We start from the raw sequence: 11,799 nt of genomic DNA, 5'->3' as shown, positions 1-11,799 counted from the left end.
GGCTACCCGTCTGGGCGCGATCGAATCCGGACATCCGATTGGGTGTCACCGATGCCGGGTATCAACCCCACGTGGACCTGAGCACCACCCTTGCGCGCCGCCCGCCAGGCGCCGACCCGGCGGGCGGTTGACGTGCTGCGCCGTCACCAGATCGCCCTACCGGTCGGCTATTTCGACGTGCATTCCGACAGCTGGCGCGACAGGGCGCCGGCCACCCGCCCCGTCGAGTGTGACCACCTGACGGTGGCGACGTACAACATCTGGTTCAACGATCTCTACGCCGCGCAACGCTACCGCGCCATCGCAGCTCTACTGTCCCGGGAACTGCCCGACGTCATGGTGTTCCAGGAAGTCACCGAGCAGGCGCTCGAGATCTTCCTCGCGCAGTCCTGGGTCAGGAAGCATTACGCGCGGGTGGCCATCACCGGCGGCGATCTGGGCCCGTACGGGATGCTGATGCTGTCGCGGCTGCCGATCCGGCGCGCCACCTACACCCGCCTGCCCACGCATCTGGCCCGGGGATATCTGAGCGCGCAGTTCGACGTCAACGGCGTGGCGCAGACCATCGTCTCGCTGCACCTGGAGAGCAGCAAGAAGGCGAAACGGCTGCGGGCGCGCCAACTGTGGTGTGTGTTCCGGGCTCTGCGTGGCGCGGACCACGTGATCATGCTCGGCGATTTCAACATGCGCGACAACGAGAACCATCTGCTGCGCCCCGAGTACCGTGACATCTGGCCTGTGCTGCACCCCGATGATCCAGGGTTCACCGAGGACACCTCCATCAATCACATGCGCTACGACATGAAGAACAAGCATCGCCACGTGCGGTTCGACAGGGTGTTGGTCAAAGGGACGGCGTGGTCCCCGGACAGCATCGAACTGCTGGGCCGCGAACCGATTTCGCAGTCACTGCCCAGGATCTTCCCCTCGGATCATTTCGGTGTGCTGTGCCGCCTCGCCGCACAACCGGTCACGGATGCGGCCAGCGGCCATCGCCCTTGGCGGCGCCGACTTCTCGCTGTCCGGGCTCACTGATGGTGGGTTTCCCCACCTGCGATTTTGGTGGTAGCCCCCATTGGCTCAGCCCGCCGGGTGCGGTGGACTGAAGAGATGACCGAACCGATCCGAGTCGGGCACATCGACCTGAGTTTCCACGACGCCGCGGCCTGGGAGGTCGAGCGCATACTGGCCGAACACGGCCACGCGATCGAGCGCTCGGCTGCCCCGCACGAGGAGATGTTCGCCCGGTTGCGCCGCGGTGACATCGACGTCCTGGTCGCAGCCTGGCTACCGCACAGCCACGGCCAGTACCTCGCCCCGTTCGCGCGTGAGGTCAGCATGATCACCGTGCTGTACGAGCCGTACTGCATCTGGGGTGTGCCCGACTACGTGCCCATGGATTACGTGGCCGAGATCGGGGATCTGAGGAAACCCGTTGCCCTGCAACAGATGGAACGGCTGATCCAGGGCATCAATCCCGGCGCCGGCATCAGCCGGTTCTCCGCGCGAGCGGTCGAGGAGTACGGTCTGGCGGAACACGGGTACGAGTTCCGCGCCGGTACCGAAGAGCAGTGCTTCGGCCGCTTCATCCGCGCGGTCGCCGAACAGCGCTGGGTGGTCGTCCCGCTGTGGCATCCGCAATGGCTGCACCACCGCTACCGGATTCGTGAGCTGGGTGATCCGAAAGGTGTTCTCGGGGGCCGAGATCGGGCGACGCTGGTGGTCCGCAAGGACGCCGAAGAGCGGATCGGCCTGGCGGCTCTGGATGAACTGCGCAGACTGCACCTCGGCAATGCCACGGTCAGCGAACTCGACGATCGTCTGCAGCGGGCGTCAGTGGTCGGGCGCTAGCGGGATCGAGACCGACAGGGTGGTCCCGTCGCCGGGTGGGCTGCTGACCGTGAGCTCACCCGACAGCGCGTTCACCCGGTCCTTGAGCCCGATGAGGCCGGAGCCGCCGCCGGCGTGGGCGCCGCCCACACCGTCATCGGTGATGGCCAGCTCCAGGTGTTCACCGTGGGCGCGGGCGTGCACGGTGACGAAGGAGGCCTGGGCGTACTTGGCGGTGTTGGTGAGTGCTTCGGCCACAACGTAATACGCGGCCACCTCCACCGAGTCGGGGATCTTGCCATCGATTTCCAGCGTCAACTCGACCGGCACGGGGGACCGTCGCGCCAGGGTCTTGATCGCGGGTCCCAGGCCGCCGCGGGACAGGATGGCCGGGTGGATGCCGCGGGACAGCTCCTGCAGGTCGGCGTACAACCCCGACAACGCCTCGACCACACCGCTGAGCTGGGCGCCCAGTTCCGGATTGTCGGCAGCCACGGACGCCTGCATGGCGCCGAGTTCGAGGCCGAGCGAGACGATGCGCTGTTGGGCGCCGTCGTGCAGGTCACGCTCGAAACCGCGCCGGGCCTGATCGGCCGCGGCGACGATACGGGCCCGGGAGGCCTTGAGTTCGGCGCGGGTCTCCGCATTCAGGATCGCCGTCGCCACCAGGTCGGCGAAATCGCAGACGCGCGCCTCGGTTTCGGGCGGCATCGACGTCGACCGGGTGGAGCCCACGATCAGCGCACCCCACACCCGGCCGTCCACGGTGACCGGAGCGCCCAGCCCCGAGGCGAGGCCCAGTTCGTGGATACGGGCCGCGATGGGGCCCATGACGCCGCTGTAGTCGTCCACGCGCGCCGGCCGGCCGGAGTCCTTGATCCGGATGGTCACGCTGTCACCCACCAGCGAGACACGTTCGCCGGGGGAGAAGCTGCGGTGCATATCGGTATCGGTACCGGCCAGCACCTGCGCCTCGCTGTCGGATTCGTACCGCACCAGCGTCACGTGCTCGGCCCGCAGGCCGCGTGCCAGTTCCGCCACGGCAACGGGGTAGATGTCGGTGGGGTCGGCGCCGCGGGCGACGAGTGTGGCGACGCGCCGCAACGCAGCCTGCTGCTCGGCCATGCTGCTGACAGCGGCGTTGATCTGCTCCCGGTCGCGAGCCGCGGACAACAGTGCGTCCAGCGACGGCACCAAGCGGCGCACGCGCTCGGTCTGTGCGTTCGACAGGGTCGCCGGTACCAGCAGACTGCCCACCGGGGCAGTCCCGTCGCTGAGCGCGACGACGTGGTGGCCGTCGCCGGTCAGCCCGGTTTCGGTGGTCAGCGTGGCGTACGGGATCTCCAGTACTTCGGCCATCCGGGCGCTGGCCGCCTCCAGTGCGGCCGGCAGGTCGGCGGCGCGCAACATGATGCGCGCCAACTCGGCGGACAGGTCGGCCTCGCGGCGACGTTGGTCGGCTTCCAGCGCCCGCAGCCGCGCCTGCCCGACCAGGACATTGGACAGCAGCGCAATCGTCAGGAACAGCAGACCCGCCGGGGCGAGGCTGCCACTGCCCTCCATGACGTGGAACCACACGTAGGCCAGCGTGCTGGCCAGCGAGGTGGCCAGGGCCAGGCCGAATCCCCAGCTCGCCGAGACCACCAGCACGCCGAGCAGGAAGACGGCACCGAAGGCGTTCTCCGGCGCCACCTGTTTGAGCAGGTGCACCAGCATGACCTCGGCGGCGATCAGGACCGCGGCGGTGGCCACGCCCGCCGTCAACGGCGGTGCGGTGGGGCGTAGGACCAATGCCAGCAAGCGGGTGCGGAGCGACCCGTCGGTGTGGTCCGGTGGCGTGATATCGCCTGGACCGATGCTCATCACCCGCTGATCGTAAGGCCGAAGACAGTGCTCAGCACCGGTCCGGCCGGGGTTCGGCCAGATCTTCCCGGTAGCGGTAATGCCACCGCCGCAACGCTCTGACAATCTGGAAATGTGCGGCAACAAGGTGATCCGATGCGCTGTCTGATAGTCGACGACAGCGCCGCTTTCCGGGCGGCTGCGCGCAGCATGCTCGAACGGGCGGGGATCGACGTGGTGGGTATGGCCACCACCGAAGCCGAAGCGCTGAGCTGCAGCCAGGACCTGCAGCCCGACGTCATCCTGCTCGACATCGACCTGGGCGCCGAGAGCGGTTTCGACGTGGCCGAGGCCTTGCACCGGGCAGGCCCGCCGGAGCCGTCGGTGATCCTGATCTCGACACATTCGGAGCAGGATTTCGCCGACCTCATCGCCGACAGCCCGGCGCTGGGGTTCCTGCCGAAATTCTCGTTGTCGCCGGAATCGATCCGCAGGATGGTCAGCGGGAGTCGAGGTACATGATCACCGCGCGGACCCGGCGGTGATCATCGCCGGTCTCCGGCAGATCCAGCTTGGTCAGGATGCTGCGCACGTGCTTTTCCACGGTGCCTTCGGTGACCCAGAGCCGGCGGCCGATCCCGGCATTGGACAGTCCTTCGGCCATCAGCGTCAGGACCTCGTGTTCGCGGGTGCTCAGCGCCGCCAGGGGGTCATCGCGCCGACGGGCTGAGACGAGTTCCTGGACCAGCGCAGGGTCGACGATCGAGGCGCCCCCGGCGATCCGTCCCACCGTGTCGACGAAGTCGGCCACATCGGTGACCCGGGTCTTCAACAGGTAACCGATGGCGCGTCCGCCGGCCAGCAGCTCCATCGCATGGTCCACATCGACGTGCGCGGACAGCACCAGAATTGCGGTATCGGGGAACTCGGCTCGAATCACCTGCGCGGCATCGAGGCCTTCGCTGGTGTGCGTGGGCGGCATCCGGATGTCGGTGACCACGAGGTCGGGTTTGTGTGCCCGGACCACCGACAGCAGCGAATCGCTGTCGCCGGCCTGCCCGACGATCTCGAAGCCGGACCGTTCCAGCAGGCTGGCCAGTCCCTCGCGTAACAGGACGTCGTCGTCGGCGATCACGACCCGTACGTCACTCATGGCGGCCTCCTGCATCGAAGCGGTGTCGCCAGATTGTTCCATGCCCGCCGAGCCGTGCGCTGCTTCAGCGCTCCTGCGCGGCCAGCGTCAACGCCCTGACCACACTGTGCTTGCCCAGGTCGACCTTGAAGCCGTTCTGGCTCAGGGGTTTTGCCCCGCGTAATGCCGCCTCGGCCGCAGCGTGAAAAGCCTGGGGGCCCGGCGGCTGACCGATCAAGGCGTCTTCGGCGTCGCGAACGCGCCACGGGCCGGCCGCGACACCACCGAGAGCCAGTGCGGCCGCGCGGATCACACCGTCGTCGATCACCAGGCCCGCGGCCACCGATACCAGGGCGAAGGCGTAACTGTGCCGATCACGGACCTTGAGATACCACGAGTGCGCGGCGAACGGCGAGGGCGCCAGCTCGATACCGGTGATCAAGTCGCCGGGCCGCAACGTGTTGTCACGCTGCGGGGTGGTGCCGGGGAGCCGGAAGAAGTCTGCGATGGCAATGTTCCGTCGCCCGTCGGCACCGTGAATCTGAACGGTGGCGTCGAGTGCGGCCAGGGCGACGGCCATGTCGGAGGGGTGCACGGCCACACAGTCGTCGCCGGCGCCGAAGATGGCGTGTTCACGGTTGAACCCGTGCAGCGCCGCGCACCCGGAACCGGGCCGGCGTTTGTTGCAGGCGGCGAACGCGGGGTCCATGAAGTACGGGCACCGGGTGCGCTGGGTCAGGTTGCCGCCGGCGGTGGCCATGTTGCGCAGCTGGGTGGTCGCCCCGCTGAGGATGGCCTGCGACAGCATCGGGTACTGGGTGCGGATCAGCCGATGGTTGGCGACGGCGGAGTTGGTGACGCCCGCTTCGATGACGACGCCGCCGTCCGGGGTGGCGGTGATGGCGGACAGGTTCAGCTGCCGCAGGTCCACCAGAGTGTCGGGCTGCTCGACCCCGTTCTTCATCAGATCGAGGAGATTGGTGCCACCGGCGTAGTAGCGGCCACCGGTCTCGGTGACGCGGCGCACAGCATCCTCGGGTGAGGTGGCGCGCTGGAAATCGAAGGTCTTCACTGCCGGCCGCTTTCGGCCACCGTGCTGATCGCGGCGACGATATTGGCATACGCACCGCACCGGCAGATGTTGCCCGCCATGCGTTCTCTGATCTCGCAGGCTGTCAAGGCGGCGCACCCGGATCCTTCGAACGAGGCCACGCTGAGGTCGCCCCGGGCATGCTCACGCAGCATCGCATGCGCCGACATGATCTGCCCCGGAGTGCAATAGCCGCACTGGAATCCGTCCTGTTCCAGGAACGCCTCCTGCAGCGGATGCAACGTGTCACCGTCGGCGAGTCCCTCGATGGTCACCACCTCGGCTCCGTCCACGGACACCGCCAACGTCAGGCAGCTCACCACACGCTCCCCGTTCACCGCGACGGTGCAGGCGCCGCAGAGCCCGTGGTCACAGCCCTTCTTGGTGCCCGTCGAGGCGAGCCGCTCGCGCAGCACGTCCAGCAGGGTGGTGCGGACGTCGACCGCAAGGTCGTGTCTGTGGCCGTTCACGGTCAGTTCGATGTTCATCGGACATCCGGGGATGGGTAGGGAATCATCAGGTCCTCCAGTGTGATCGGAAGGTCACGCACCCGCTTTCCGGTGGCGTGAAAGACTGCGTTGGCTATCGCGGCGGGGACACCGCAGGCGCCGATCTCGCCGATACCGCGCACGCCCACCGGGTCGAGGCCGTAGTCGGGAGTGTCGACGAAGGTGATGTCGAAGTCGGGACGGTCGGCGTGGGTGGGTACGTAGTACTCGCCGATGAGCTGTGACGAATTCTTGTCGTAGGGAACGCTTTCCAGCAATGCCATGCCGAGACCGAACGTGATGCCGCCCATCACCTGATTGCGTGCCAGCTTGGGGTTGAGCACCCGCCCGCAGTCCATCACGGCCACCCAGCGGGTCACCGTCACACGGCCGAGCTGCTCGTCGACTTCGACCTCGCAGAAATGTGCACCGAAGGACTGCGAGACCCCGCCGGCGCCGCCGTCGGGTGTGCTGGTGACGGTGAAGTCGAGTTCCTCGCCGGCCTCGGCGCGCCTGCGCCATTCCTGCGCCGCCTGCAGTACCGCCGAACCCACAGTGGCGCTGGTCTGGGAGGCGCCGCTATAGGGTGCATCCGGGAAATGCGAGTCGCCGGAGACGAATTCGACGCGTTCGAGCCCAAGCCCGGTGGCGTCGGCGGCGATCTGGGTCATCACGGTGCGTACGCCGGTGCCCACTTCGTGGGTGGCCGACGCGAACCGTACCCGCCCATCGGCCAGCGTGCTCACCCGGCACGACGCCGGCATCCGGCGGCCGGGATAGGTGGCGGTGGCCATTCCCCACCCGACCTGGGTGCCGTTGCGCTGCAACGAACGCGACGTCAGGGGTCGATCCTGCCAGCCGAAGCGGGCGGCGCCCGCGTGATAGCAGTCGAGCAGGTGGGCGCCCGACCACCTCTGGCCGGTGGTCTGGTCGTGGTCGGCATGATTGCGGATGCGCAGTGCCAGCGGATCGACTCCGGCCTCGACGGCCAACTCGTCCATGGCCACCTCGAGGGCGAACAGCCCCGGTGCCTCGCCCGGCCCGCGCATGAAACACGGCGTCGGCGCGTTGATCGGCTGGGTGCGGTGTGACACCACCAGATGCGGTGACCGGTACAGGAATCGGCTCGACAACCCCGCCGGCTCGCAGAAATGCGCGACGGTGGAGGTCTCCGTCTCGGTGTGGTGTTCGGTGCTCAGGATGTGCCCGGCCACATCGGCGGCCAACACCAGGTCCTGCGCGGTGCGCGGCCGGTGCCCGGTGGAGGAGAACATCTGATTGCGCGTCAGTACCAGCTTGACGGGCCGCCCGACTTCGCGGGCCGCAACGGCGGTCAGGGCGACGTGCATCCACAGGAAGCTCTTGGAGCCGAACGCGCCACCGACCAACGGCGACAGAATGCGGATGTGGTCCTCGGGCATATCGAGATAGGCTGCGAGGACGCGTCTTTCGCCGGTGATCCACCGGGTGGTGTCGTGCAGGATGAGGTGGTCGCCGTCCCACTGCGCGATGGTGGCCGACAGTTCGATCGGGTAGTGGGCGTTGATCGGTGTCGTGTAGTGCGACGCGACCCGGTGCGCGGCCTCGGAGGGGGCAGCCCCGCGCTGGTCCTGCAGCTTCTCGTCCTCGAGTTTGACGAAGTGATCCGGTAGGTAGCTGTCGCGCCGGATCCGGCCGTCGTCGCCATCGGTACCCGGCCCGTAACGCAGGTCGAACAGGGAAGCGGCGTAGGTGGCCGTCTCCCAGGTGTCGGCGACCACCATCGCCATGTGCTGGCCGACGTGCACCACGGTCAGATCCGACAGCGGCGGCCTGCGTTCGATGGGCAGGTCCCAGGTGAGCTCCCGCGGTGGCTCGTGCAGCGCAGGACAATTCAGCGGGGTGAGGACGTGCAGCACACCTGGGACGGCCGCGGCGCGGCCGGAGCTGGCGCGAAGCGACGCGGCGGTGACCACACCACGTGGCACGTCGGCCTGCACCAGCACGGCGTAGGTCAGTCCGGCCACCGGCGTGTCCGCGGTGTAGCGGGCGTGGCCGGTGACCTTCGCCTTGCCCTCCACGCGGTCGATCGGGTCTCCGATCACCGTTGTCAACCCTTCAGGAAGGACAGCACGTCAGCGTTGATGACGTCCGCGTGCGTCGTGGGCATGCCATGCGGTAAACCCTGGTACGTCTTGAGGATTCCGTTCTGGAGCAGCTTCGCCGACTTGGGGCCCGAGGCCACGTACGGCACGATCTGATCGTCCTCACTGTGCATCACCAGGGTGGGCACGGAGATCTGCTTCAGGTCTTCGGTGAAGTCGGTCTGCGAGAACGCCACGATGCCGTCGTAATGGGCTTTGGCGCCGCCCATCATGCCCTGGCGCCACCAGTTGGCGATGATCGCCTCGTGTTCGTCAGAGGATTCACCGTTGAAGTTGTAGAACGGCCCGGTCGGCAGGGCTCGGTAGAACACCGAACGGTTGGCGGCCAACTGTGCCTGCAGGTCGTCGAACACCGACTTGGGCAGGCCTTCGGGGTTGGTGTCGGTCTGCACCATCAGGGGCGGAACCGCGCTGATGAGAACAGCTTTCGATACCCGGTCCTCGCCGTGGCGGGCCAGGTAACGCACCACCTCACCGCCGCCGGTGGAGTGGCCGATGTGAATGGCGTCGCGCAGGTCGAGCGCGGAGGTGAGGGCAGCCAGATCGTCGGCGTAGTGATCGAGGTCGTGGCCGTTGGCGCCCTGGGTCGAGCGGCCGTGCCCGCGGCGGTCGTGGGCGATCACCCGGTAACCCTGGGACAGAAAGAACAGCATCTGGTTGTCCCAGTCATCACTGGACAGCGGCCAGCCGTGGCTGAAGACGATGGGCTGGCCGGTGCCCCAGTCCTTGTAGAAGATGTCGATGCCGTCAGGTGTTCTCACGGTGGAGGAAGTGATGGTAGGCATGCCGACCACCTTGCTCGGTCAGCATCCCGGCGTCGTCAACGCCAGCCGCCAACCTGACTACCTGCTAGCCGGTAGTCGTCAATCGTCGCCGGCGGCAACCAGCGACTGCAGCGTCACCTTGGGGTTGTCGCGCTGGAAACCTTCGAGCCGCCATTTGGTGGAGAACAGTGCGAGCATCACCCCGTCGCTGCGGGTGAGTACCTCGGCCGACGGTTGCCTGTTCACGAAGTCGGCATCGGCCGGGTCGACCGCGCGGGCCACCTGATACGGCAGCGGTTCGAGCGCGATCGGTGCGGACAGCTCGGTCGCCATCCGATGGGTGGCCACCTCGAACTGCATGGGTCCGACCGCGGCCAGCACAGGGGACTGGTCACCGCGCCGGTCGGAGCGCAGCACCTGGACCACCCCCTCCTGCTCCAGCTGCTCGATACCCTTGCGGAACTGCTTGTGTTTGCTGGGGTCAGTGCCGCGGGCCACCGCGAAGTGTTCGGGGGAGAAGCTGGGAATCGGCGGGTAGTGCACCGGGACATCGCGGTACAACGTGTCACCCGGGCGCAGTGCCGCGGCGTTCGCGAGCCCGATGACGTCACCGGGCCACGCACTGTCGAGCGTGGAGCGGTTCTGCCCGAACACCGACTGGGCGTACTTGGTGACGAACGGCTTGCCGGTGGCGGCGTGGGTCAGCACGTCACCGCGCTGGAAGGTGCCCGAGCACACCCGCGCGTAGGCGATGCGGTCGCGGTGGGCGGAGTCCATGCCGGCCTGCACCTTGAACACGAAGGCGCTGAACGGGGACTCCGGCGAACGCCGGTTGCCGTCGACGTCCAGCGCACCCGACGGCGACGGGGCCAGCTGCACCAGCACGTCCAGCAGCTGGTTGACGCCGAAGTTCAGGGCCGCGGAGGTGAACAGCACCGGAGTGGAGCTGCCGCCCAGGAAGGACGCCTCGTCGTAGTCGGCGTCGTCGGCCTCGAGCAGTTCGGATTCCTCGACCGCGGTGTCCCAGTCGATGCCCGCGGCGTCGTGTGCGCGGTCCGGTGTGATGTGTTCCTCGGGTGCGGCGGTGGCACCGCCGGCGGTGCGGGTGAAGCGGATGAAATTGCCGGTGCGCCGGTCGAGCACGCCCTTGAAGTCTCCGGCGATACCGACCGGCCACGTCAGCGGCGTGGTCTTCAGACCGATGCGCTCGTTGATCTCGTCCATCAGTTCCAGGGCGTGCCGGCCCGGGCGGTCCCACTTGTTGATGACCGTGATGATCGGGATGCCCCGGTGTTTGCACACCTGGAACAGTTTGAGGGTCTGCGGCTCCAGGCCCTTGGCGGCGTCGATGAGCATCACCGCGCAGTCCACCGCCGACAGCACCCGGTAGGTGTCCTCGGAGAAGTCGGCGTGACCAGGGGTGTCCAGCAGATTGATCACGCAGTCCTGGCCGTTGGTGGAGTACGGGAACTGCAGCGCCGTGGACGTGATGGAGATGCCACGGGCCTTCTCCATGTCCATCCAGTCGGAAACGGTGGACCGGCGACCGGCCTTGCCGTGGATGGCGCCGGCCTCGGTGATGATCCGGGCGTGCAACACCAACGCTTCGGTCAGCGTCGACTTACCCGCGTCGGGGTGGCTGATTACTGCGAAGGTCCGACGACGACGCGCTTCGGCGGAGACATGGTTGGAATTCGTCCCGTCGGCGGTCGTCCGGACACCAGGGACGTTCTCGCTCATTGCGACGACGATGCTACCCGTCAAAGGCCGCTGTCCGAGCCTCCGGGAGGACGAGCGCGCAAGAGCTCGGCGCCGTGGATGGCGTCCCGGACCGAGCCCTCTGCGGAGCTGTCGGCCACGAACACCATCTCGTCACCGGCTTCGAGCACGTAATCGGCCGCGGGAAGAATGACCTCGCTGCCCCGCAGCACCGTGACCAGGGCGGTGTTCTCCGGCAGTTCCAGCATGCCAACCCGGGCACCGACAAGCGGGTTGTCGTCGGGCAGGGTCAGTTTGGTCAGCTCGGCCTGGCCTTCGCGGAAACCCATCAGGCGCACCAGGTGGCCGACGTCGATCGCACCCTCCACCCCCGCCACCAGCGCCCCGGGAGTGGATACGGCCACGTCGATACCCCAGGCCTGGCTGAACAACCATTCGTTGCGGACCTCGTTGATCCGGGCCACCACCCGGGACACGCCGAACTCGGTCTTGGCCAGTAGGCCGACCACCAGATTCGCTTTGTCGTCACCGGTGGCCGCGATCAGCACGTCGCACGTCTGCGCGCCGGCCTCCTCGAGAGTGGACAGCTCGCACGCGTCGCCCATGAGCCATTCGGCCGCCGCCACTGCCGGCGGGTCGAACCGGCGGCGCTCCTTCTCGATCAACAGCACCTTGTGGCCGTAGTCCAGGAGTTCGCGCGCGACGGAGCGACCGACGTTGCCTGCCCCGGCAACAGCGATCCGCAGTTTCCGCGCTGCCACCTGGTTATCTTCGCGCACTTCACGCGCGG

11 protein-coding genes are annotated in these 11,799 nt (G+C 67.6%); 3 read left to right on the top strand and 8 right to left on the bottom strand.

Features of this window, described 5'->3' with window-relative positions:
- Positions 1–90: 90 nt before the first annotated feature.
- Positions 91–1,035, top strand: a complete 945-nt coding sequence (locus NL241_RS32145) for an endonuclease/exonuclease/phosphatase family protein (RefSeq protein ID WP_494396107.1) — start codon at positions 91–93, stop codon at positions 1,033–1,035.
- A gap of 75 nt (positions 1,036–1,110) precedes the next feature.
- Positions 1,111–1,851: a glycine betaine ABC transporter substrate-binding protein gene (locus NL241_RS32140; RefSeq protein WP_494396106.1), complete on the top strand. Its 741-nt coding sequence runs from the start codon at positions 1,111–1,113 to the stop codon at positions 1,849–1,851.
- On the opposite strand, the gene NL241_RS32135 is transcribed toward NL241_RS32140, so the two are convergent.
- A complete protein-coding gene (locus tag NL241_RS32135) occupies positions 1,834–3,693 on the bottom strand; it encodes a sensor histidine kinase (RefSeq protein WP_494396105.1) in 1,860 nt (619 codons plus the stop codon). The genes NL241_RS32140 and NL241_RS32135 overlap by 18 nt on opposite strands.
- A 135-nt stretch (positions 3,694–3,828) precedes the next feature.
- On the opposite strand from NL241_RS32135, the gene NL241_RS32130 reads away from it, so the two are divergent.
- The gene (locus NL241_RS32130; RefSeq protein WP_487690313.1) at positions 3,829–4,194 is read left to right on the top strand and encodes a response regulator; all 366 of its coding nucleotides are present in this window, start codon (positions 3,829–3,831) and stop codon (positions 4,192–4,194) included.
- On the opposite strand, the gene NL241_RS32125 is transcribed toward NL241_RS32130, so the two are convergent.
- The 7 genes from NL241_RS32125 to NL241_RS32095 form a co-directional block, all read right to left on the bottom strand.
- Entirely contained in the window at positions 4,172–4,825 is a 654-nt protein-coding gene (locus NL241_RS32125) for a response regulator transcription factor (RefSeq protein ID WP_487690316.1), read from the bottom strand. The genes NL241_RS32130 and NL241_RS32125 overlap by 23 nt on opposite strands.
- 64 nt (positions 4,826–4,889) lie before the next feature.
- A complete protein-coding gene (locus NL241_RS32120; RefSeq protein ID WP_494396104.1) occupies positions 4,890–5,876 on the bottom strand; it encodes an FAD binding domain-containing protein in 987 nt (328 codons plus the stop codon).
- Complete coding sequence (locus NL241_RS32115; RefSeq protein ID WP_494396103.1) at positions 5,873–6,382, bottom strand: (2Fe-2S)-binding protein; 510 nt, start codon at positions 6,380–6,382, stop codon at positions 5,873–5,875. Before NL241_RS32115 ends, NL241_RS32120 begins: the two co-directional genes overlap by 4 nt.
- Positions 6,379–8,466: a xanthine dehydrogenase family protein molybdopterin-binding subunit gene (locus tag NL241_RS32110; RefSeq protein WP_494396102.1), complete on the bottom strand. Its 2,088-nt coding sequence runs from the start codon at positions 8,464–8,466 to the stop codon at positions 6,379–6,381. The genes NL241_RS32115 and NL241_RS32110 overlap by 4 nt, the downstream gene beginning before the upstream one ends.
- 5 nt (positions 8,467–8,471) lie before the next feature.
- A complete protein-coding gene (locus NL241_RS32105; protein WP_494396101.1) occupies positions 8,472–9,311 on the bottom strand; it encodes an alpha/beta fold hydrolase in 840 nt (279 codons plus the stop codon).
- Between the two features lie 78 nt (positions 9,312–9,389).
- Entirely contained in the window at positions 9,390–11,030 is a 1,641-nt protein-coding gene (locus NL241_RS32100; protein ID WP_494396100.1) for a peptide chain release factor 3, read from the bottom strand.
- Between the two features lie 20 nt (positions 11,031–11,050).
- The gene (locus tag NL241_RS32095) at positions 11,051–11,755 is read right to left on the bottom strand and encodes a potassium channel family protein (protein ID WP_487690614.1); all 705 of its coding nucleotides are present in this window, start codon (positions 11,753–11,755) and stop codon (positions 11,051–11,053) included.
- Positions 11,756–11,799: the final 44 nt, after the last annotated feature.

This window comes from Mycolicibacterium sp. SMGY-1XX, from assembly GCF_059132455.1.
The sequence above is the reverse complement of the archived record's forward strand: the minus strand, read 5'-3'. Positions and strand labels throughout refer to the sequence as shown.

Bases quoted from the DNA above. Each gene is read 5' to 3' on its own strand.
- NL241_RS32130 (WP_487690313.1), top strand. From the start codon at position 3,829: ATGCGCTGTCTGATAGTCGACGACAGCGCCGCTTTCCGGGCGGCTGCG.
- NL241_RS32135 (WP_494396105.1), bottom strand. From the start codon at position 3,693: ATGAGCATCGGTCCAGGCGATATCACGCCACCGGACCACACCGACGGG.
- NL241_RS32105 (WP_494396101.1), bottom strand. From the start codon at position 9,311: ATGCCTACCATCACTTCCTCCACCGTGAGAACACCTGACGGCATCGAC.
- NL241_RS32125 (WP_487690316.1), bottom strand. From the start codon at position 4,825: ATGAGTGACGTACGGGTCGTGATCGCCGACGACGACGTCCTGTTACGC.
- NL241_RS32115 (WP_494396103.1), bottom strand. From the start codon at position 6,382: ATGAACATCGAACTGACCGTGAACGGCCACAGACACGACCTTGCGGTC.
- NL241_RS32100 (WP_494396100.1), bottom strand. From the start codon at position 11,030: ATGAGCGAGAACGTCCCTGGTGTCCGGACGACCGCCGACGGGACGAAT.
- NL241_RS32140 (WP_494396106.1), top strand. From the start codon at position 1,111: ATGACCGAACCGATCCGAGTCGGGCACATCGACCTGAGTTTCCACGAC.